This is a genomic window from Streptomyces sp. NRRL S-337, assembly GCF_000720175.1.
Classification (GTDB): Bacteria; Actinomycetota; Actinomycetes; order Streptomycetales; family Streptomycetaceae; genus Streptomyces; species Streptomyces siderophoricus.
In genome coordinates, this window is record NZ_JOIX01000022.1 from 59,434 (window position 1) to 80,649 (window position 21,216).

20 protein-coding genes and 1 pseudogene are annotated in these 21,216 nt (G+C 73.0%); 9 read left to right on the forward strand and 12 right to left on the reverse strand.

Annotation, left to right across the window (positions count from 1 at the left end):
* Positions 1–47 precede the first annotated feature (47 nt).
* Both IG62_RS0118270 and IG62_RS0118275 read left to right on the forward strand, forming a co-directional pair.
* A complete protein-coding gene (locus IG62_RS0118270; protein ID WP_078872069.1) occupies positions 48–1,028 on the forward strand; it encodes a metallophosphoesterase family protein in 981 nt (326 codons plus the stop codon).
* The gene (locus tag IG62_RS0118275; protein ID WP_030803653.1) at positions 1,025–1,684 is read left to right on the forward strand and encodes a 4'-phosphopantetheinyl transferase family protein; all 660 of its coding nucleotides are present in this window, start codon (positions 1,025–1,027) and stop codon (positions 1,682–1,684) included. Before IG62_RS0118270 ends, IG62_RS0118275 begins: the two co-directional genes overlap by 4 nt.
* A 349-nt stretch (positions 1,685–2,033) precedes the next feature.
* Here the strand turns inward: IG62_RS0118275 and IG62_RS0118280 are convergent, their stop codons facing one another.
* From IG62_RS0118280 to IG62_RS0118300, 7 genes are all read right to left on the reverse strand, one after another.
* Complete coding sequence (locus IG62_RS0118280; RefSeq protein ID WP_030803656.1) at positions 2,034–3,302, reverse strand: lanthionine synthetase LanC family protein; 1,269 nt, start codon at positions 3,300–3,302, stop codon at positions 2,034–2,036.
* Between the two features lie 512 nt (positions 3,303–3,814).
* Entirely contained in the window at positions 3,815–4,279 is a 465-nt protein-coding gene (locus tag IG62_RS47260; protein ID WP_158795056.1) for a hypothetical protein, read from the reverse strand.
* 141 nt (positions 4,280–4,420) lie between these two features.
* Positions 4,421–4,981, reverse strand: a complete 561-nt coding sequence (locus IG62_RS47265) for a hypothetical protein (protein WP_158795057.1) — start codon at positions 4,979–4,981, stop codon at positions 4,421–4,423.
* Positions 4,982–6,054: 1,073 nt separating this feature from the next.
* A complete protein-coding gene (gene msrB / locus IG62_RS0118285) occupies positions 6,055–6,492 on the reverse strand; it encodes a peptide-methionine (R)-S-oxide reductase MsrB (RefSeq protein ID WP_030803659.1) in 438 nt (145 codons plus the stop codon).
* Positions 6,493–6,510: 18 nt separating this feature from the next.
* A complete protein-coding gene (murC, locus tag IG62_RS0118290) occupies positions 6,511–7,911 on the reverse strand; it encodes a UDP-N-acetylmuramate--L-alanine ligase (protein WP_030803662.1) in 1,401 nt (466 codons plus the stop codon).
* A 268-nt stretch (positions 7,912–8,179) separates the two neighbouring features.
* Positions 8,180–8,833, reverse strand: a complete 654-nt coding sequence (locus IG62_RS0118295) for a response regulator transcription factor (RefSeq protein WP_324604637.1) — start codon at positions 8,831–8,833, stop codon at positions 8,180–8,182.
* Positions 8,830–10,065, reverse strand: coding sequence for a sensor histidine kinase (locus IG62_RS0118300; RefSeq protein WP_030803668.1), 1,236 nt, complete (start codon positions 10,063–10,065; stop codon positions 8,830–8,832). The genes IG62_RS0118295 and IG62_RS0118300 overlap by 4 nt, the downstream gene beginning before the upstream one ends.
* Positions 10,066–10,250: 185 nt before the next feature.
* On the opposite strand from IG62_RS0118300, the gene IG62_RS0118305 reads away from it, so the two are divergent.
* Positions 10,251–11,330, forward strand: a complete 1,080-nt coding sequence (locus IG62_RS0118305) for an ABC transporter permease (protein ID WP_030803671.1) — start codon at positions 10,251–10,253, stop codon at positions 11,328–11,330.
* The gene (locus IG62_RS0118310; RefSeq protein ID WP_030803674.1) at positions 11,327–12,013 is read left to right on the forward strand and encodes an ABC transporter ATP-binding protein; all 687 of its coding nucleotides are present in this window, start codon (positions 11,327–11,329) and stop codon (positions 12,011–12,013) included. The genes IG62_RS0118305 and IG62_RS0118310 overlap by 4 nt, the downstream gene beginning before the upstream one ends.
* A gap of 31 nt (positions 12,014–12,044) precedes the next feature.
* Here IG62_RS0118310 and IG62_RS0118315 read toward each other — a convergent pair whose 3' ends face one another.
* Both IG62_RS0118315 and IG62_RS0118320 read right to left on the reverse strand, forming a co-directional pair.
* Positions 12,045–12,542, reverse strand: coding sequence for a hypothetical protein (locus IG62_RS0118315; protein WP_030803677.1), 498 nt, complete (start codon positions 12,540–12,542; stop codon positions 12,045–12,047).
* 136 nt (positions 12,543–12,678) lie between these two features.
* Positions 12,679–13,503 (reverse strand): dihydrofolate reductase family protein, encoded by an 825-nt coding sequence (locus IG62_RS0118320; protein ID WP_030803680.1) that lies wholly within the window; start codon positions 13,501–13,503, stop codon positions 12,679–12,681.
* A gap of 67 nt (positions 13,504–13,570) precedes the next feature.
* On the opposite strand from IG62_RS0118320, the gene zapE reads away from it, so the two are divergent.
* Positions 13,571–14,713: a cell division protein ZapE gene (zapE, locus tag IG62_RS0118325; RefSeq protein WP_030803683.1), complete on the forward strand. Its 1,143-nt coding sequence runs from the start codon at positions 13,571–13,573 to the stop codon at positions 14,711–14,713.
* 75 nt (positions 14,714–14,788) lie between these two features.
* On the opposite strand, the gene IG62_RS44820 is transcribed toward zapE, so the two are convergent.
* The 3 genes from IG62_RS44820 to IG62_RS0118335 all read right to left on the reverse strand — a co-directional run bounded on the left by IG62_RS44820 (position 14,789) and on the right by IG62_RS0118335 (position 16,740).
* Positions 14,789–14,980: a hypothetical protein gene (locus tag IG62_RS44820; RefSeq protein WP_078872070.1), complete on the reverse strand. Its 192-nt coding sequence runs from the start codon at positions 14,978–14,980 to the stop codon at positions 14,789–14,791.
* Positions 14,981–15,097: 117 nt separating this feature from the next.
* The gene (locus tag IG62_RS0118330) at positions 15,098–15,763 is read right to left on the reverse strand and encodes a hypothetical protein (protein WP_030803686.1); all 666 of its coding nucleotides are present in this window, start codon (positions 15,761–15,763) and stop codon (positions 15,098–15,100) included.
* Positions 15,760–16,740, reverse strand: a complete 981-nt coding sequence (locus tag IG62_RS0118335) for an ABC transporter ATP-binding protein (RefSeq protein WP_420711072.1) — start codon at positions 16,738–16,740, stop codon at positions 15,760–15,762. The genes IG62_RS0118330 and IG62_RS0118335 overlap by 4 nt, the downstream gene beginning before the upstream one ends.
* A 432-nt stretch (positions 16,741–17,172) precedes the next feature.
* On the opposite strand from IG62_RS0118335, the gene IG62_RS0118340 reads away from it, so the two are divergent.
* From IG62_RS0118340 to IG62_RS0118360, 4 genes and pseudogenes are all read left to right on the forward strand, one after another.
* Entirely contained in the window at positions 17,173–17,925 is a 753-nt protein-coding gene (locus tag IG62_RS0118340) for an aminoacyl-tRNA hydrolase (protein ID WP_030803694.1), read from the forward strand.
* Positions 17,926–17,932: 7 nt separating this feature from the next.
* Positions 17,933–18,604 (forward strand): LysE family translocator, encoded by a 672-nt coding sequence (locus IG62_RS0118345; RefSeq protein WP_030803698.1) that lies wholly within the window; start codon positions 17,933–17,935, stop codon positions 18,602–18,604.
* A gap of 145 nt (positions 18,605–18,749) precedes the next feature.
* A pseudogene (locus IG62_RS50150) lies at positions 18,750–20,139 on the forward strand (DUF692 domain-containing protein).
* On the forward strand, positions 20,139–21,155 hold the full coding sequence (locus tag IG62_RS0118360) for a TIGR04222 domain-containing membrane protein (RefSeq protein WP_234326602.1): 1,017 nt from the start codon (positions 20,139–20,141) through the stop codon (positions 21,153–21,155). Before IG62_RS50150 ends, IG62_RS0118360 begins: the two are co-directional and overlap by 1 nt.
* Positions 21,156–21,216 lie beyond the last annotated feature (61 nt).

Below are 21,216 nucleotides of genomic sequence, written 5' to 3' on the forward strand. Positions count from 1 at the left end.
CCCGGCCCGCCCTTCACTCTCCTCGGTGCACCGTCTTTACTGCGAGGGTGACCTACGAGATCCGCACCCTCACCCCCGGCGCTCCCGGCGCTCCCGGCGCCGACGGCCCCGCCGCGCCGCCCCCGGCCCCCGCCCCGTCCCCGCACCCCGCACCGGCCCACAGGCCCGGCACCCTGGTCGCGGTCAGCGATCTGCACGTCCGCTATACCGAGAACCGCGAGATCGTCGAGGGGTTAAGACCGGAGTCCGCCGACGACTGGCTGCTGGTCGCCGGTGACGTGGGCGAGTACGTCGCCGACATCCGCTGGGCGCTCGGCCTGCTCAGCGAACGCTTCGCCAAGGTGGTGTGGGTGCCGGGCAACCACGAGCTGTGGACCCCCGCCGACGATCCGGTGCAGCTGCGCGGGGTGGCACGGTACGAGCATCTGGTGGAGATCTGCCGGGAGTTGGGCGTCCTGACGCCCGAGGACCCGTACCCGGTCTGGGAGGGGGCCGGCGGCCCGGTCGTCCTCGCCCCGCTGTTCCTGCTCTACGACTACACGTTCCGGCGTCCGGGCGTGACCTCCAAGGAGGAGGCGCTCGCCCAGGCCGAGCGGGCCGGAGTGGTGTGCACGGACGAGTTCCATCTGCATCCGGACCCGTACCCCACCCGCGAGGCCTGGTGCCGGGCCCGGGTGGCGGCCACCGAGGCACGGCTCGCGGCCCTGCCGGAGGACCTGCCGACCATCCTGATCAACCACTGGCCGGTGGTCCGGGAGCCCACCGACCCGCTGTGGTACCCGGACTTCGCACTGTGGTGCGGCACGGAGGCGACCGCCGACTGGCCGCGCCGGTTCCGTGCCGCCACCGTGGTCTACGGCCATCTGCACATCCCCCGCCTGCTGGTCTGCGACGGCGTACCGCACCAGGAGGTCTCGCTCGGCTATCCCCGCGAGTGGCGGCGCCGCTCCGGCACACCCGGCCGTCCGGTGCAGATCCTGCCGGCCCCGGCCACCGTCGGCTCCGGCACCACGGGAGCCCGGGCATGATCGACAAGCTGCTCCCGGCGCCGATCGTGACCGCCGAGTCCTTCGAGGACGCCCCGCTGTCCGAGATGTTCCCCGAGGAATGGGCACTGGTGGCAGGCGCCGTGCCCAAGCGCCAGCGGGAGTTCGGCACGGTACGCGGCTGTGCCCGCGCCGCACTGTCGCGGCTGGGCATCGCCCCGGCACCGCTGCTCCCCGGCCGCGACCGGGCACCGGAGTGGCCGGATGGCATCGTCGGCGCGATGACGCACTGCGCCGGTTACCGCGCCGCGGCGGTGGCCCGCCAACGGGACATCCGAACCGTCGGCCTGGACGCCGAACCGAACCTCCCGGTCTCCGACCCGGGCGTCATGGACCTCGTCACACTTCCCGAGGAACGCGCCCAGCTACACCATCTGGCCGACCTCGAACCGGAGATCGCCTGGGACCGCCTGATCTTCAGCGCGAAGGAGAGCGTCTACAAGGCGTGGTACCCCCTCGCCCACCGCTGGCTCGGCTTCGAGGACGCCCTGCTCACTCTCGACCCCACCGACGCCACCTTCACCGCCCGACTCCTCGTCCCCGGCCCGCTCGTCGACGGCACCGAACTCACCGAGTTCACCGGCCGCTGGCTGGTCGAGGAGGGCCTGGTGGTGACGGCCATCACCATGCCGGCCTGACCCGGAACCCTTCCACACGCGAAACGCGCTGCCCACGAGAGCCGAACCTCTCGTGGGCACCGCACACCGCCCGTCCCGCCTGGCCCCGCCCCCACCGTCACCTCTCGTGGACGTCAGCCGAACCGCGAGGCGGGCACGCGCCCTGAAGTGCGAGGCGCTACCCGCCGGGCCCCTTGCCGCAACCGTCTCCATCGAGCCCTACGCCCCACGGCTCTTGGCCTACAACGCGCTCTTCAGCGCCGCCCACAAACGCGGCCTACGCCCGCAAGTGCTCGTACGCAAGGCCTCCCTCACTGCCCCGTCGAATGTCCGCCGCTCGCCCTGTTCACCTTCCCCACCCTGGCTCCCTTCACCGCCCTGGCTCCCTCACCGCCGGCTGGTCCGGCCAGGTGACCACGTACGTCGGGTCGGCCCCCCGGCTTATCCGTACGTAGCGCAGTAGCTCGCGGACGATGCCGGCATTACCCGACGCCCAGCCGGTGCGCGGTTCGAGGATGCTTGGGGTGGCCCGGTGTTCGAGGTTGGACCATCGCACTCCGTCGGTGTCTCGGGTCGCGCGGGCGACGATGTCCGCGACGAGGAGTCGGGCGAAGTCTGGGCGGTCGTCCTGCTCGGCCATGCGGTCGCAGGCCAGTGCCAAGACGCCGGCTGTGCCGCAGCACCGTCCGTTGTTGTCCCAGAAGCCGGGCCGCAGACGGCGTGGCAGGCCGGAGTGAGTCACGGTGTGCCAGCATCGGTCGGCGAGGGTCTGCCACGCCGGATCGTCGAGGGCGTCCCGGAGCAGCCGGAAGACTTGGGCATCGCCGGCTGGACCGTGGCACCAGCCATAGCTGTGGCGTGCGGTGAGCTCGGGATGGTCCTGCGGGTCGGAGTGCGGGACGAGGAAGCCGGCGGGCCTGGCCTCATTTCGTGCCGCGACGTCCGCAGCCCCCGCTCGCGCCAGCTCGGTCAGATCAGCCCGGCCGGTGGCCCGGCCGACGCAGGCCAGCCCGTACACAATGCCGAGCGTGCCGTGCGAGATGTGATGGAACCGCGAAACCCTGCCCGTTTGCACCTCCCAGTGGACACCTGTCGGGGTCTCCTCGGCCGTGCGCAGGTACGGCTCCAGCGCGAGTACGGCCAACTCGGGATCACCCGCTGCCAGCGCACCGAGGCCGATACCGGCGTTGCCACCCATCAGATCGAACCAGTCGCCGAAGCGCGTGCCGTCGAAACGTGCGCGCACCAGGTCCAGGGCCCGGTCCGCGGTGGCAGCGGCATCCGGATCACCGAGTTCGTCGTGGACCGCCCGCAATGCGAGCGCCAAGCCGGTCAGGCCGAAGTACAAGGAGTTGTTTTCCCAGTGGTCGACGGCGGCGGCCACGCTGCGGGCGGCGCGCAGGGCGGCGTCGCCGTACCGGTCGTCACCGAAGTGCCGCCGCGCTTCCAGAAGAACAGGGATGACACCGGCCGTTCCGCTGTAGAGCGTGGGGTCGGTCTCTTCATTCGATGGCACGTCAGCCCAGGCGAGGCCGTTGTCTCTGGTCCCCCGCGCGCTCCCGAGCAACCAGCGCAGAGCATCCGCTGCTAACCCTTCGACCTCGCCCACTGCTGCGTTCATCGCTGCCGCCGCCGTCATAGCGCCCTACCGTGGCATGCGGCACGGACCTCGCCCAGATGGCTTGCGTCATGACGGAACCCTCCCCGCGGGCGCCGGGAGCACCTTTGCCGGTATCGGTGAAAGTGACGCCGACCGGCTCACCCCTCGTGCCACGCCGCGGGTCGCGAAGTCTGCTCCCCGCGTCTGCTCTCCGCACGCGCGGAAACGGTCCCTGATCATGGCCGACCTGCACCGCGACGAGTACCTGCTCCACGCGCCAGCGGAGATGCTTCCTCTCCGACTGCCCGGTCTTCCGGTCGTAACTGCGGCTCCTCGCGCGTCAGCAGGTGGTCCCGCGGTGCTGCTGGACGCGCTGCCCTATGGCCTCTGCTCCCCGGGCGAGCGGGGAGCGTCCTCGTCCGGCATCAGCCGCAGCGAGATCGAGTTGATGCAGCCGACACGGGCCCGGCAGATGGCTGCGATCCGCCCTCCTGGGAAGGAGGGGGCCGGACGAAAGATGAGCGCCTTACTGATTCGCCGCGGAATACCACTCAACCCACCACATTGCCGATTGCGGTCCACACCGCACAGATCACTGCGGCGACCAGCCAGATATCCGAAAGCCAGGAAATTGCCAGCCCTCTACGGACCGCGGAGTCTCGCGAGGTAGCCGTTTTCATTTTCACATGTTGACGGATCGTTTTGGCTGCCCTGTCCGAGCTGCCCACAAAATGATCTATGAGTGAGCCACTGTAGGCAGCCACGTAAACCTCCTCGCCACCTGTCGTTTCTAGCGTCAGATTCCCTCCGAGGTCGACGAAAACTTGAGCAACGGCACTGCGCGCCACACTGTATTTAAACACCGCATTGACGACACATACCTCATCTTGAAAGATGAGCACGCGAGATCGGCAAACCCTCTGCACCAAGAATATGGTGGCAAAGGAGGCCGTTAGACCAACTTCAGCCTTGTTTGGTCCACGAAAGCCCATTCTATCGACAACGAGGGCTGCCATAAAGAGAAGGATTACAGAGAAGGACCATTGCAGAACGCGCTGCGACTTTCTTCGGAGTTTCACTACCTTCCGTTGCCCCTTCATGCCCTGCCCCCCTTTCCTGCCGGATCCGAGATTCAATAAATGGGGGTGGGACCCGGCTCACTGCCGTGGGGCCGGTCCGTACATCGCGCGTGCAGCGACCTGCACCCCTTCGTCGGCCACCAGGCCACATGCAGGTAGCAGTGGACAACTCCTCGCATACTTCCTGTGAATGACAAAGTCCGACGCAACCGGTTTGCCGGCGATGTAATTACGGACTATTTTTGCCGCCCTGCCCGCACTCCCCACAAAGTAATCAATAAGAGAACCACTGTAGGCTCCGACAAAAATCTCACCACCGTCTCGTGTTTCGATCTTCATGGTTCCACCGGTATCGACGTAGGCTGTCTTTATCGCCCCGGGTTCAACGCGGTATTCAAAGATGGCGTTCACCACCCGCACGCAACTGGGGGAGAGAATGACCCGGGAGCGGAGGATTCGCTGCTCGACGAAGATTGTTCCGAAGATCGCCGTCAGGCCGACCGGGGCACCGTTCGGGCCATCCATGCCCATTTTCGGGATCGCCAGAGCCCCGAGCGCAAGAAAGAATACAGTGAGGAACCATTGCAGGATGCGATATCCGCTTCTGCGCAGCTTCCGCACTCCCTCGTGACGCTTCATGGCTCGTCTCCCTGTTTCAATTCCGAAGCGGGATGGCCCGGTAAGCCGACCGTCTTGCAGGCCATCCGATCAGCAGCATCGGAACTGCTCAGCGGTGTCCGCCCGGCTGGCCGACGGTCCTCGGGCCGGGCTACGGGGCCGGAAGCGGGGCCGGGCCCCCGCCCGCCTGGCGGCCGGCTCCCGGCGCGCCATCGCGAACCGCGCCCACTGCTTGCCGGGGCAGCCCCAGAGCTCGGCGAGTTTCTCGGCAGTGGACGGCTTGCGAAGCCGGCGGGCACCGATGACGTCGTGGACCGCGTTCTTGTGAGGTGGCGGCACTCCGTCGACTGGACGGCCGGCGCAGAGAAAGGCGTTGGGGGTCTTGCGTCGGCCGCCCGCAAGGCCGGACCGAACCGCTCTGACCAGTTCCCGGAGTCCGCGTTTCACCTCGCCGCCGGTCATGACGAGCCTTCCGCCTCCCATGCCCTTCTCCTCGTCCGGTGACCCGCCTCCCCGAGTTTTTCCACGCTAGAGGAAAAACTCAAGCCACCGCACAGAGTTGGCGGCACCGGCTCAACTGCCGGTAAGGACTCGATAACTTGACGACAGAAGGAGAAACGGTCGCGATGGTCGGTGCGGTGAAGGCGGCTGCGGGCTCGGCAACCAGTCCCCTTGAGGGGAAGCAGGAGCATGAGGCGTAGTCGCCTTCCGGGGTAACTGGCCGGCGATGCTGCGTCCCGGGTCGGCCAGGCTCGTGCTGCCCCTGCCCCCGTCGCCATCCTGCGAGCTCAAGCGCCTCCAGGGGCCGCCGAAGACCCACTGGGCGAGGAGGCGGCTGTCGCTGAAGCGCAGCGGGTGGTCACGGTGCGGTTTTGCCCGTGGTGCGGTAGATCAAGTCCGCCATGATCCGGGGTTCAGCCGGCCCGTGATCTCCAGCCTCATGAGTGGCCGGTTCAGTGGTCGAACGGCGCTGCACGCGCTGTCTGCTTGCCGCACGTGCGGGGAGGCCCCCACCTCGGACGTCTTCGTGACGATGAAGTGGGCTGCTCCCCGCGTCGGCAAGTGGTCGACAAGGTGCTGCTGGACGCGTCGGCCTATGGCCTCTGCTCCCCGGGCGAGCGGGGAGCGTCCTCGTCCGGCATCAGCCGCAGCGAGATCGAGTTGATGCAGTACCGCTGGTCCGTGGGCGTCGGGTAGCCCTCGCCCTCGAAGACGTGGCCGAGGTGGGAGCCGCAGCGGGCGCAGCGGACTTCGGTGCGGAGCATGCCGTGCGAACGGTCCTCCAGGAGCTCGACGGCGTCGGAGTCCTTGGGGTCGTAGAAGGACGGCCAGCCGCAGTGGCTCTCGAACTTGGTGTCGGAGCGGAAGAGTTCGGCGCCGCAGGCGCGGCAGGAGTAGATGCCCGACGTCTTGGTGTCGGTGTACTCACCGACGAAGGCGGGCTCGGTGCCGGCCTGGCGGAGTACCTGGTACTCGGCGGGGGTCAGCTCGGCGCGCCACTGCTCTTCGGGCTTGTCGATCTCGTACGGCATCTGGGGGCCTCCTCCGGCTCAGCTGCCCAGGCGGGTCAGGATGGCGGGGCCGAGGTCGGTCACATCGCCCGCGCCCATGGTGAGAACAAGGTCACCGGGTCGGGCCATTCCGGCGATGACGTCCGGGACGGCGGACTTGTCGCTCTCGGCGGTGACCTCGGCGCCGGCGGCGCGCGCGGCGTCGATGATCAGGGTGCTGGTGACGCCCGGGATCGGGTCCTCGCGGGCCGGGTAGATGTCCAGCACGACGGAGGCGTCGGCGAGGGCGAGCGCCTGGCCCATTTCCGTGCCGAGCTCCTGGGTGCGGGAGAAGAGGTGGGGCTGGAAGACGACCAGGAGGCGGGCGGAGTCCGCGACGGCGGCGCGGATGGCTTCGAGGTCGGCGGTCATCTCCGTCGGGTGGTGGGCGTAGGAGTCGATGACCTGGACGCCGGCCGCCTCGCCCTTGAGCTGGAGGCGGCGCTTGACGCCGGTGTACTTGCCGAGGGCGGTGGAGAGGTTGTGCGGCGGCAGATCGAGGGCGACGCCGGCGGCGAGGGCGGCGACGGCATTGTGGGCGTAGTGCCGGCCGGGGACGGAGACGGTGAAGGTGAGGATCTTGCCGCTGGTGAGGCTGACGGTGACGTCGCTGGTCAGGCCGTGCGGGGTGATCTGGAGGATGCGGACGTCGGCGTCCTTGGACTCGCCGTAGGTGACGATCTCGATGTCCTCGCGGCCGGCGACCCGGGCGGTCAGCTCGCGGGAGCCGGGGTGGTCGGCGGCGATGACCAGGGTGCCGCCGGGGCGGATGCGGCCCACGAAGGTCTCGAAGGACTCGTAGATCTCGTCCATCGAGGCGTAGTTGGCGTGGTGGTCCAGCTCGACGTTGAGGACGATGGCGACCTCGGGGGCGTACTTGTGGAAGCTGCGGTCGCTTTCGTCGGCCTCGGCGACGAAGATCTCGCCGGTGCCGTGCTCCGCGTTGGACCCGGGGGCGTCGAGGTCGCCGCCGATGGCGTAGGACGGCTTGAGGCCGAGGGCGCCGAGGGAGACGGCGAGCATGGAGGTGGTCGTGGTCTTGCCGTGCGTGCCGGCCACCGCAATCGGGCGCAGGCCGTCCATGAGGGCGGCGAGGGCGTCGGAGCGGTGCACGACGGGGATGCCGCGCTCATGGGCGGCGGCCAGCTCGGGGTTGTCGGGGCGGATCGCGGAGGAGACCACGACGCTGGTGGCGTCGGCGGCGAGGTGCTCGGCGGCGTGGCCGAGGTGGACGGTGACGCCGAGGGCGCGCAGGGCCTCGGCGGTCGGGGAGTCCTTGGCGTCGCTGCCGGCCACCCGGGCGCCGCGCTGGGCGAGGATCTTGGCGATGCCCGACATGCCGGCTCCGCCGATACCGATGAAGTGCGGTCGGTCCATCGAGGCTGGGATGGCGGGTGCCATGGGCGGGTCTCCCTGATCGTCGATCATCGCGAGCGGTCGTGCGGTGGTGCGGTCGTGCGGTTCTGCTGCCGGGCTGCCGGTTCCGGTCCTCGTGCTGCCGGTACGGCTGTCCTGCTGCCGAAGATTGTCGCACCCGGCACCGACAACGCCGGTCCTTGGGCCCCGGACGCCCCCCCGGACGACCCCCACGCCCCCTGGACGACCGCGGACCGGACCGCACCGGGGCTTCGAGACAGTGGTCAGCGGGTGAGCGGTCAGTGGTCAGTGGTCAGCGGCGGATCAGGCCCTTCGCGGTGGCCGCGGCGACCGCGGACGTGCGGGAGTCCACCCCCAGCTTGGAGTAGATGTGGACAAGGTGGGATTTGACGGTCGCCTGGCTGAGGAAGAGCCGTTTGCTGATCGCGGCGTTCGACAGGCCGTCCGCAACGAGCTGGAGCACCTCGGTCTCGCGGCGGGAGAGCGCGGTGGCGGGCGTCCGCATCCGGTCCATCAGGCGCAGCGCGATGGTGGGCGCGAGCGCGGACTTCCCGGCCGCCGCGGTGCGCACCGCGGCGGCCAGTTCCTCGGGCGGCGCGTCCTTGAGGAGGTAGCCGGTGGCGCCGGCCTCGATGGCGGCGAGGATGTCGGCGTCGGTGTCGTACGTGGTCAGGACCAGGACGCGCGGGGCGCCGGCCCGGGCGGTGATCGCGGCGGTGGCCTGCGAGCCCAGCATCCGCCCGCCGAACTGGAGGTCCATGAGGACCACGTCCACCTCGCACCGCCCGGCGAGCTCGACGGCCTCCTCGGCGGTGGGCACGTCCGCGACGACCTCGAAGCCCGGTTCGGTCTCCAGGACGGCGCGCAGTCCGGCCCGTACGACCGGGTGGTCGTCGGCGAGCAGCAGCCGGATGGGGGTCGCGGGGCTGGTCACGGGGCTGGTCACAGGGCGGCCTCCGGGCCGGCGGGCGCTGCGGGGCAGGGCAGGGTGACGGCGATGGCGGTGCCCTCTCCCGGGGCGGACTCGACGGCGAGGGTGCCCTGGAGGGCGCGGGCCCGGGCCCGCATCGCGGCGAGCCCGAAGCCGGTACCGGAGGCCGCCGCGGAGCCCGGCGCGGGCACCTGCGCCGGGACGAATCCGGTGCCGTCGTCGACGACGTCCAGGGCGACCTCGGTGTCCATGTAGCTGAGGGTCAGCTCGACCCGGCGGGCCGCGGCGTGCTGGACGGTGTTGGCCAGCGCGGACTGGGCGATGCGCAGCAGGGCGACCTCGTGCGGGGTGGGGAGCGCGGTGGGCGCGCCGGAGACCTGGCACTGCACGGTCAGGCCGGAGGCGCGCTCCGTGGTGGCGCACAGCCGCTCCAGGGCGGCGGGCAGCGAGCCGGTCTCCAGGTCGGGCGGACTGAGCGCGCGGACGAACCGGCGGGCCTCGGCGAGGTTGTCGACCGCGGCCGTACGGGCCTGCCGGACGTGCCCGAGCGCCGCCCCGGGCCGCTCGGGGAGGGCGCGCTCGGCGGCCCGCAGCAGCAGCTGGATGCTGGAGAGACCCTGGGCGAGGGTGTCGTGGATCTCGCGGGCCAGCCGTTCCCGTTCGGCGAGCACGCCGGCCGCGTGCTCCGCGGCGGCCAGCTCGCTGCGGGCCGCGGTCAGCTCCTCGATGAGGCGGCGGCGCTGCTCGCTCTCGCGGTAGAGGGCCTGGTAGCCGAGGACGACGGCGACCGCGACCGCCGCCCCGAGGGCCGGGCCGAGGACCGTGCCGACGCCGAGGGTGTGGGTGTGCCATCCGAAGCCGGCGACGGCGGCGAGGGTGGTGGCCGCGACGGCGGGCAGCGCCCAGCGCAGCGGGAGCAGGTGCAGCTGGACGAAGAACAGCGGGAAGGCCAGCCAGACGCCGTCCGGGGTGAGGGCCAGCAGCACCAGCCAGACCAGCCCGACGGCGGTGAGCCAGAGGGCGGCCGCGCCGGTGGAGCCGCGCAGCCGGGGCAGCCTGGGGCCGGCGACGTAGAGCGCGAACAGCACGACGGCGGTGGCCAGGACCGCGGGCGCGTGCGGGCGGTGATCGGCGACCGCGCGGGCGGCGGCGAGCCCGAGCAGCGCGGCCACCATCAGATGGAGGCAGCTGCGCAGGACCCGCAGAACGGGGGTGAGGGAGGGGGCGGTCACGGCTTCTTCGGTCACGGCTCCTTCAGGCTACGGGCGGGTACGGCCTCGGGCATCAACCGAAGGGTTGATGCCGGGGCGCACCTTTCGATCTCCGCGGACCACTCCGCCGCGCGATGCCGCGGCCCTCTCCGGCGGGCGACGGTGGGGGCCAGCCGCCGGGCAGTGGGTCCGGCGCCGGTACCCGGAGGATGGCCGAGCCCGTGTTCGTCGCCTGGAGAGACCTGAGATTCGCCAAGGGGCGGTTCGCCCTGATGGGCACCGTCGTGGTGCTGATCACCGTGCTGGTGGGGCTGCTGTCGGGCCTGACCGCGGGCCTGGGCCGGGAGAACACCTCGGCGATCACCGGGCTGCCCGCCGACCACCTGGTGTTCTCGGCGCCCCTGGAGGGCCGTACGGTCGCCTTCACCGACTCCCGGCTGACCGAACGGACCGTACGGGAGTGGGCGCGGGTGCCCGGCGTACGGCGGGCGGAGCCGCTGGGGATCGCCACGACGAAGGCGGAGGCGGGCGACCGGGCGGCCGCGGTGTCGGCGTTCGGGGTGCGCCCCGGATCGCCGCTGGCCCCGGCGCAGGGGCGGGCCGGGGACGGCGCGGTGGTGCTCTCGGAGAAGGCCGCGGCCTCGCTCGGGGTGCGGGCCGGGGGCTCGGTGTCGCTGGGCGGGCGCACGTTCCGGGTGGCGGCGGTGGCGGGTGCGGCCATGTACAGCCACACCCCGGTGGTCTGGACGTCGCTCGCCGACTGGCGGTCCCTGACGGGCGGCACCGGCGGCCCTCCGGGCGCGACGGTGCTGGCGCTCTCCACCACAGGGACGCAGAGCCTCGCCGACGCCGACGGGCGGCTGGGCACGAAGACGATGCCCCTGGACGACGCCCTGCAGGCCATCGGCTCGTACACCGCCGAGAACGGCTCGCTCCAGCTGATGCGCGGCTTCCTGTTCGCCATCTCCGCGCTGGTGATCGGCGCGTTCTTCACGGTGTGGACGATCCAGCGCAGCGGCGACGTCGCCGTGCTGAAGGCGCTGGGCGCCTCGACCCGCTATCTGCTGCGGGACGCGCTCGGGCAGGCCGTCGTCCTGCTGGTGATCGGGACGGGCCTGGGCACCGCCGTGGCGGCGGGTGTGGGTGCGGGCATCGGCGGCGCGGTGCCGTTCGTGCTCGACCCGCCGACGGTGCTGGTCCCGGCCCTGGTCATGATCGCGCTCGGCGCCGCCGGGGCCGCGCTGTCCATCCGCCGCATCACCTCCGTCGATCCGCTGACCGCCCTGGGGAGTGCCCGATGAGCCTCGAACTGACCGATGTGACCCTGACCTACCCCGACGGCGAGGACCGGCTGACCGCGCTGGACACGGTCTCGCTGACCGTGCCCGCCGGCTGTCTGACCGCGGTGATCGGGCCGTCCGGGTCGGGGAAGTCCAGCCTGCTGGCGGTCGCCGCGACGCTGATCCGCCCGGACCGCGGGCGGGTGGTGATCGACGGCACGGACACCACGGGCCTCGGCCGCACCGAGCTGACCGCGCTGCGCCGGACGGCCCTCGGCATGGTCTTCCAGCAGCCGAACCTGCTGCCGTCCCTGACCGCCGCCGAGCAGCTGGAGGTGATGGCCCACCTGGACGGCCGCTCGCCGCGCAGGGCCCGGGCCAGGGCGCGGGAGCTGCTGGCGGCCGTCGGCATGGAGGGGCTGGCCGGCCGGCGGCCGCACCAGCTGTCCGGCGGTCAGCGGCAGCGGATCAACATCGCCCGGGCGCTGATGAACGACCCCGCGGTGCTGCTGGTGGACGAGCCGACCAGCGCGCTGGACCACGAGCGGGGCGCCGCGGTGCTGGAGCTGCTGCTGAACCTGACCCACCAGCGGGCGACGGCGACGGTGCTGGTCACCCACGACCACAGCCATCTGGACGCGGCGGACGAGATCGCGGAGGTGCACGACGGACGGCTGCGCCCCTGCCCGGCCGCTCGGGTGTGACGGTGCCGGTGGCCGGCCCCCGGGGGCGCGGTCAGCCCCCGGGCGTCCCCTGGGGCTGGTCGTCGGCGGCGTGCGAGAAGAGCTTGAGGACCGGGACGCCGACCTTGTGGCGGGCGCGGGAGGCCCAGTCGCGGTGGAAGAACTCCTCGACGAAGTGCGGGGCGGTCAGCACGATCACCTCGTCCGCCCCGGTCTCGTCCACGACGGAGCGCAGCAGGTCCAGCGGATGGTCCTCGACGACCTGTCCGACGGCCTGCGCACCGGCCTCGCGCAGTGCCTGGAGGGTGTGCGTCAGCCCGACCTCGGCGGGGGCCTCGGCCTGTGCTCCGCCCGGTTCGGCACCCTCGCGCACGGCGTCGTCGAACTCCCCGAGGGCGACGTCGTCGATGGCCCGCAACAGGACGTCCTGCTTGCCGCGGGGCTGCATGAGCACGACGAACGAGACCGGGTCGTCGCCGTGCAGGGTGGTCACGAACTCCACGTCGGCGGGCGTCAGAGGTTTCTCGATCATCAATACGCTCGTGAACACGACGGACGCCCTTCTTCTCCTCAGGCCGCATTGTGCGGAGCCCGACAGACACCATCCTGCCCCGTCGCCACGCGGGACCTGTTGGCTTTTAGTGTGCCCAAAGGAAGCTAAGCGGAACAGATAATTCCGCTGTTTATCAGGACCGACGGTAGCGAGTGAACAGGAACCCGGCCTCCTCCAATACGGAGGCCAGGACGAACCGCTCGGGAACCTCGACGGCCGGCCCCTTCATGATCCTCGGCGCATCTCCGACGGTTACCACCGGAGCGAGCGAAAGACACATCTCGTCCAGCGCACCGGCCGCGGCGAACTGCCCCAGCAGCATCGGCCCGCCCTCGGTGAGCAGCCGGGTGTGACCGCGTTCGGCCAGGACACCGGCCACCCGGGACGGGTCGACGCCCAGGCCCTCGCCGGCGAACAGCACCTCCACACCGGCCGCCCGGGCCTTGGCCACCCGATCGGCGGGGGCACCCGCGCCGGTCAGGACGACGGTCGGCGCCAGCGCCTCGGTGAACAGGGGCAGCCCGAAGTCCAGCCCGAGCCCGGCGGTGACCACCGCGATGGCGGGCGCCGGGGACTGCCCCGCGGCGGCCCGGCGGGCGGCGAACGCCTCCCGGGCGCGGGCCGGCCGGTACCCCTCCTGGCGCACCGTCTCCGCACCCACCACCACGACGTCCGCGACCGCCCGCAGCACCCCGAAGATCCGCATGTCGGCGTCGCTGGAGAGCGGCTGCGAGTGGCCCTCGTGATGGGCCGCGCCGTCCATGGAGGACACCATGTTGGCGCGCAGCCAGCCGGGGCGTCCCGCGCGCGCCGGGTCGTCCGCCGCCGGGTAGGCGTAGGCGTCGGCCAGTTCGTCCAGCGTCCACTCGCGGTCGTCGGCACCGGTCACCGCGGGCGCGGCGGCCGTCCCGTCGGCGGCGGGCACGGGCGGGGCGGGGAGGGGGAACAGGCGTCGCATGGCGGCAGTGTGACATGCCTCGCCGCACGGTCCGGCACCTCGGACGAAGGAGATAGGCTGGACGGCTGTGTCACCTTCCCAGCCCTCCGCGCCGCAGCCCGACCCGATAGCCGGACCGCCGGCCGACGGGGCCGACCCGGCCGACGCAGCCCCCGCCGCGCTCACCGCCCGCGCCCCGCACGTCCCGGCCGACCGCCTGGTCGCCGAGATGGTGCCGCCGCCGCGCTTCCAGGACGCCCGGTTCGACACGTACATCCCGGACCCGAAGCAGCCCAGCCAGGCCGAGGCGGTCCAGGTCCTGAGCGACTTCGCGGACTCCATCGCCGCCGGGGCGGACACCGGCGGCGGCAAGCGCCGCTGGTTCGCCCGGAGCCCCAAGAAGGCCGCCGCCCCCAAGGGCCCGCGCGGCGTCTATCTGGACGGCGGCTACGGCGTCGGCAAGACCCATCTGCTCGCCTCCCTGTGGCACGCGTCCCCGGCGCCCGCCGAACAGAAGGCGTTCGGCACCTTCGTCGAGCTGACGAACCTGGTGGGCGCGCTCGGTTTCCAGCAGACCGTCCGCACGCTCGGCGAGCACAAGCTGCTGTGCATCGACGAGTTCGAGCTGGACGACCCCGGCGACACGGTGCTGGTCTCCACGCTGCTCGGCAAGCTGGTGGAGGCCGGTGTGGCGCTGGCCGCCACCTCCAACACGCTGCCCGGCAAGCTCGGCGAGGGCCGGTTCGCCGCCGTCGACTTCCTGCGCGAGATCCAGGGCCTGAGCGCCCACTTCCGCCCGCTGCGGATCGACGGCGAGGACTACCGCCACCGCGGTCTGCCCGAGGCGCCCGCCCCGTTCGACGACGAGACGGTCACTCGTACGGCGTACCGCACGCCCGGGGCCTCGCTCGACGACTTCCCCTCCCTCCTGGACCACCTGTCGAAGGTGCACCCCAGCCGGTACGGCGCGATGTGCGACGGCATCGAGGCGGTCTGCCTGACCGATGTCCAGGCGGTGCCCGACCAGTCCACCGCGCTGCGCCTGGTCGTCCTCGCGGACCGGCTCTACGACCGCGAGGTGCCGGTGCTGGCCTCCGGCAAGCCCTTCGACGAGCTGTTCAGCGAGGAGATGCTGCGCGGCGGCTACCGCAAGAAGTACTTCCGGGCGATCTCCCGGCTGACGGCCCTGGCGCGCGACGCGAAGTCGCTGGTGACCGGCGAGGTCCGCTAGGCGAGGTCCGTCGGGCGACGTCCGACGGGTGTCAGGGAGTTGACGGTGCGCAGCCCGTCTTCCGGCTCACCCGGGTCAGCCGGAGCACGCGGTCCGCTGGGCCTCCTGCCATTCGCACACCGGGCAGAGCACGATCCCCGGCCGGTCTACCGGGTACTCGGTGGGCCGGCCGCAGTACAGGCAGTCGGCGACCGAGGGTTCGGGGGCGGAGGCGCCGGGGGCTGGGGCTGGGCCAGCGGGATCGGGGGTGGCGGGCGTGTGCGGCATGGGGCCGAGGGTACGCCCGCCGGTCCCGGGGGCGCCCGTCCCATCGCGCCCGTCCCGGGAGTTCGCCGTTCCGGAGGCTCACACCTTCCCCTGGCCCCCGGGCCCTCCCTCCGTGCTTCAGCCGCGACGGGACGCCAGGGCGCAGGCGGTGGCGGTGGCTGCGGCCGCGAGCAGGATGGCCGCGGCCGCCGGGAGCCAGGGGACGGTGATCGTGCCGTGCAGGGAGCCGGTGACCAGGCCCGTCATGGCGGCGTTGGCAGGCGAGCCGCCCAGGACGAGCAGCAGCAGCGAGCCGAGCAGTCCGGCCGGGATGCCCCAGCCGGGGACGCGCAGCACGGGCCAGGTGCACAGCGCACCGAGGGCCAGGCCCGTCAGCAGGCAGGTCAGCACGGCGAGCAGGCCGGCGCCGGTCGCGGGCAGGACGGGTACCGCCACCTGGTGGGCGGAGTGCGGATCGGACAGCAGCACCACCAGGGCCGTACCGAGCAGCCCGAGCAGCAGCCCGGCACCGGCCGCGGTCAGCACGGAGGCGAGGTGCACCCGGCCGGGCCCGGCGGCGGTCGCCGTACAACTACGGGCGGCCGGCGGCTCGTTGGTGAGGCAGATCCGGGTCAGCCAGACGGTGACCGGCAGCACACCGACCGCGGCGTAGCCGAACGCGTCGAGGATCGGGCCGCCGCTCTGGATGCCGATGGCCAGGAACGCCGCGTAGAGGATGACCGGCGGCAGCCAGCGGTGCGAGCCGACGAGCAGCGCCGCCTGATAGCGGAGGAGAGCGATCACGGGTGGGGGGCCTCGTCGGGGTCGGGGACGGCATCGGGAGCGGAGTCGGGGGCGTACGGGGTTGCCGGATCTGGCGGTACGGCCGGGCCGGGGGCTGTGGTGACGGCGCGGATGTGCCACGGCGGCCGGGCGGTGAGCAGGGCGCGCAGCAGCGCGTCGGAGTGGACGGCGGGGACCGTGAACCGGAACGCGCCGTCAGGGCCGGGAGTGATCTCCGCGCCGCCCGGCAGTCGCGGGGCGCCGGCGGTCGTCCCCGGTGGGCCGGTCGGCGGGGCGGCGCCCGGTGGGCCCTCGGCCTCGATGGTCACCCGGGGGCCGGTCGCGGCGCCCGGATACGCGGACGCGCCGGGCCGCTCCTCCTGGGCCAGCAGCCGCCCGTCCACCACCCGGTAGCGGGCGTCGGCCGCGCCGGCCAGACGCTGTGGGTCGTGGTCGACGAACACCACGGTGCCGCCGTCCGCGACCCGTTCGGCGACCGCGCGGTCGAGCACCTCACGGGCGCCGCGGTCCAGGCCGGTCCACGCCTCGTCCAGGACGAGGAGTTCGGGCTCGGCGAGCAGCGCCTGGGCGACCGCGACCTTCTGGCTGGTCCCCTTGGACAGCTCGGCGAGCCGGGTACGGGCGTGCCCGGCCGCGCCGAAGCGTTCCAGCCACTCGGCGGCGCGCCGGGCCGCTTCCGCGCTGGTCAGGCCGTGGACGCGGCCCAGGTGGGTGAGATAGCCGGCGGACGTGAAGGGCATGGCGGCGGGGAAACGTTCGGGGACGTAGGCGCGGCGCGGCCGGCCGGTGATGCGCCCGGTACTGGGCCGGTCGATCCCGGCGAGCAGCCGCAGGAGGGTGGACTTGCCGGTGCCGTTGGTCCCCTCGATGCGCAGCAACGCGCCTTCGGGCACCGTGAGGTGGACCTCGCGCAGCACCCAGGGGCCGCGGACCCCGTAGCGCCGCCCCACCCCGTCCAACCGCATCCGCTCCGGCACCCGCTGCCTCCCCGTTTCCCCGCGCTGCCCGGCCCGCGCCCCGATCGCCCGTGCCGGCACGCCCGTTGGCGTACGGCGTCGCTCCTCTGCCGGCGGCCCAACTGCCGTACGGCGTCGCGCCGTCCGCCGCCCTCGACGGTAGCGGGGCAGGTCGCCGGGTGCCCGCTCAGGGACGCGGACGACGACACGGCGCGGGCGGACGGGTACGCGCGGACGGGTCCAGGCGGGCGGTACGCGCGGACGGGTCCAGGCGGGCGGTACGCGCGGACAGGCCCGGGCGGACGGGGCCGGACAGGCGGGTCCGGGCAGCGGGCCTGCGCCGGGAGAACGGGGCCGCGCGGGCGGGCCCGCGCCGGCGGGGCAGGGGTGCGCGGGTGGGCCTGCGCGGGGAGCGCCAGGGGCGTTGTCAGTGGCGGCTGGCAGACTGATCGGGTGACCAGGACCGAGACCGCCGGGCAGTCCGGCAGCGATTCCACCAGCCCGTTCCGGCCCGACGAGAGCGACCGGGACGCGGCTTTGCAGTTCGTGCTGCCGCTCGTCGTGCGGCTGGAGCGGGCCGACCCTCCGGCGCGTACGGACGCGCTGGAGACGGCCGCCCGGGCGGTGCTGGTGCTGCTGTCGGACGAGCGGTCGGCCGGGGACGGCGAGTGGGCGGCGGCGGTGCGGGACTGGCAGGACGCCCGGATCCGGAAGGTGGTGCGGCGGGCGCGCGGCGCGGAGTGGCGGCGCGCCGAGGCACTGCCCGGGATCACGGTCACCGGGCGCCACGCCGAGGTCCGGGTCTATCCCCCGGTGCCGCTGGACGGCTGGCCCAAGGAGCTGGTGAAGCTGCAGGTCTCCGGCACGGAGCTGGACGACCCCGAGCCGCCCGGGCCGCCCGCCGACGGCGTGCCCGTGCTGTGGCTGAACCCGGCGCTGGAAATGTCGGCGGGCAAGGAGATGGCGCAGGCCGGCCACGGCGCCCAGCTGGCGTGGTGGGAGCTGTCCGAGGAGGAGCGGGCGGCCTGGCGCGCGGCCGGCTTCCCGCTGGCCGTCCGGTCCGCGGATCCCGCGCGCTGGGAGGCGCTGACCCGCAGCGGGCTGCCCGTGGTCCGCGATGCCGGGTTCACGGAGATCGCGCCGGGCTCCTGCACAGTCGTCGCGGACCACCCCGCGCTGCGCGGCGCGCTGCCGCAGGGGCGGTGAGGCGGCCGTGCTGACGTCCCTGCTCGGTTTCACCCTCGTGGCCGCGCTGCTGACCATTTCGCCCGGCCCCGACTTCGCGGTGGTCCTGCGGACCGCGCTCGGCTCGGGGCGGCGCGCCGCGCTGTGCAGCGCGCTGGGCATCGCCGCCGGATGCTTCGTGTGGGGGCTGGCCGGTGCGGTCGGGCTGACCGCGATGCTCGCCGCGTCGAGGACGGCGTACGACGTGCTGCGGGTGGCCGGGGCGCTGTATCTGATGTGGCTCGGGATACAGGCGCTGCGCAGCGCCCGGCGCATACGGACCGCCGGGGCTTCGGAGGCCGAGGCGCCCGCCGCGGTGCGGGAGCGGTCCGGTGACGGCGCGGGCGCGCGGCCGGTGACCCCGTTGCGGGCGTTGCGGACGGGCCTGCTGACCAATGTCCTCAACCCCAAGGTCGGGGTGGTCTACATGTCGCTGCTGCCGCAGTTCATCCCGCACAGCGCGCCGGTGATCGCGACGACCCTGCTGCTGGTCGCCGTCCATGCCGCGCTGGGCGTGCTGTGGCTCGGTGGTATCGCCCTGGCGGTGCACCGCGCGCGGGCCGTCTTCCAGCGGCCGCGAATACGGCGGCGGCTGGATCAGGCCACCGGTGGGGTGCTGCTGGCGCTCGGTGCGGCGGTGGGGTTCGAGACCGCGCGCTGACCGGCGGGGGCGGCCGGCGGATCGCCGCGGGGAGGCGGGGTCCCTGGCGGGAAGCTCAAATGAAGCTCTGAACTCGGCAGGTGCAGGATTCGGCCGGTCCTGACGTGGCCATGAGTACCCCGACCACGGAGTGGGAGGGGGAACCATGGAGCGTCCGGGAACGGACATCGAGCGCCTGGGGACGGGCATCGGCTGGCGGCCGGAAATCGCCACGGAGATCGCCGGGCTGCCCGGTGTGGACTGGGTGGAGGTGGTGGCGGAGAACATCTGCCCCGGCCATCTCCCGGACGCCCTGCGCGAGTTGCGGGAGCGCGGGACGACCGTCGTCCCGCACGGCGTCTCGCTCGGGCTCGGCGGTGCCGACCGTCCGGACATCGGCCGGCTGGCCGCCCTCGCCGAGCGTGCCGAGGTGCTGGGCGCCCCGCTGGTCACCGAGCACATCGCGTTCGTCCGGGCCGGCGGGCCGCTGACCGCCTCACCGCTGATGGAGGCCGGACATCTGCTGCCGGTCCCGCGCACCCGCGACGCGCTGGACGTGCTCTGCGAGAACGTCCGTATCGCCCAGGACGCGCTGCCGGTGCCGCTGGCTCTGGAGAACATCGCGGCCCTGGTCAACTGGCCGGACGAGGAGCTGACCGAGGGGCAGTTCCTGGCCGAGCTCGTCGAGCGGACGGGGGTGCGGTTGCTGATCGACGTCGCCAACCTCCACACCAACCACGTCAACCGCGGTGAGGACCCGGCCGTGGCGCTGGACGAGCTGCCGGTCGAGGCGATCGCCTACGTCCATGTGGCGGGCGGCGTGGAGCGGGACGGGGTCTGGCACGACAGCCACGCCCATCCGGTGACCCAGCCGGTGCTGGACGTGCTCGCCGAGCTGTGTGCCCGGATCAACCCGCCCGGTGTGCTGCTGGAGCGCGATGACGACTTCCCCGAGGCCGGCGAGCTGGCCGGGGAACTCGACGCGATCCGCACCGTCCTGAAGGAGGCCCGCCATGTCCAGGCGGCTTGAGCCCGTACGGGAGCCGGACGCCGGCCCCACCGTCACCGCGGCCTCCACCGGCCGCACCGGCCCCACCGCCGCGGCACCGGCCGCCCCCGGCACCGACGCGGCGCGGCAGCGGCTGGCGCTGGCGCAGACCGCGCTGCTCTCCGCGCTGGTCGCCGGCACCCCGGCGCCCGAGGGTTTCGACCGCACCCGGCTGGGCGTGCAGAGCCGGGCGCTGACCGCCAAGCGGTCCGGGGTGGTCGCCAAGGTCGCGCCCGAGCTGCCCGAGATCCTCGGCGACGACTACCGCCCGGCGTTCGCCGGCTATGCCCGCAACCGTCCGATGCGCGGCGGCTACCGCCAGGACGCGCTGGACTTCGCGGCGCACCTGCTGGCCCAGGGCCGTCCCGCGGACCCCGCCGCCCGGCAGCGGCTGACCCGCTGGTGGCGGGACCGCGCGGGCCCCACCCCACCGTCCGCCGGTTCCGCGGCCCGGCTCGCCCGCGCCGTCCACGCCGTCCGCCAGGCAATGAAGGGAACGTGGCGATGATGTCGTTCACACAAGCGGTGTACATGGGCCTCGGTGCCTCCTCGCTGGTGCTGCTGCTCGGCACGCTCCTGGTGCGGCGCGGCACCCCGTCCGTCCCCAGGGGCGAGGCGCAGGCCCGCACCGTATGGGAGATCGCGTTCCTGGCCGGCGGTCCCGGGCGGGTGGTGGACGCGGCGCTCGCCGGGATGTGCGAGGACGGCCGGCTGGCGGTGGGTGGCCCGGGCGTGGTGACCGTCCGCCAGGCCACCGCAGAGCACGCGGTCGAGACCGCCGTCCTGGACGCGGTCGCCCGGACGCCCGGCGGGGCGCTGGCCGCGGTGCGCGCCGAGGCCATGCGCAGTCCCGCGGTCCAGGAGGTCGGCAACCGGCTGGCGGCTCGCGGACTGATGCGTCATCCGCGGCGGGGACGCGGCTGGCGCCGGCTGGCGGGCGCTCAAATGGCGGCGATCCCGGTGCTGTTCGCCCTCGGGGTGCTGCTCTCGGTCGCGGACGCCGGCAACGACGACGGCTTCGGCGAGGCGTTCGGCCCGCCGGTGGTGATCACGGTCATGCCGGCGCTGATCGGGGGTCTGATCGTGGCCGCGCTGTGCCGGACGGTCTTCCGGAACCGCGTCACCAAGGCGGGTACCCGCGCGCTGCGCTCCGCGCAGTCGGCCCACTCCCGGGGCGGCGTGGGCGGCGCATGGCAGGCCGCCGGGCTGGTGGTGGCGCTCGGCGGTACGGCGCTGATAGCGGACGAGCTGCTGCGGCAGCAGTTCGAGGAGGCCCAGCGGACCGCCGCAATGGCCACCGCGGGCGGCTCGTCGTCGTCCGGCAGCGCGGCGTCCGGTGGCGACGTGGGCGGCGACAGCTCCTTCTGGTGCGGCTCGTCCGACGGCGGCTCCGGTGCGGGCTGCGGTGGCGGTTCGTCCTGCGGCTCCGGTTCCTCGTGCGGCGGCGGTTCGAGTTGCGGAGGCGGCTCCTCGTGCGGCGGGGGCTCGTCGTGCGGCGGGGGCTCCGGCTGCGGCAGCAGCTGAGCGGCGATTCTCCGGCCGAAGGTGTCCGGTTTGCGAGCCACACCGGCCCTGATCAGGGAAG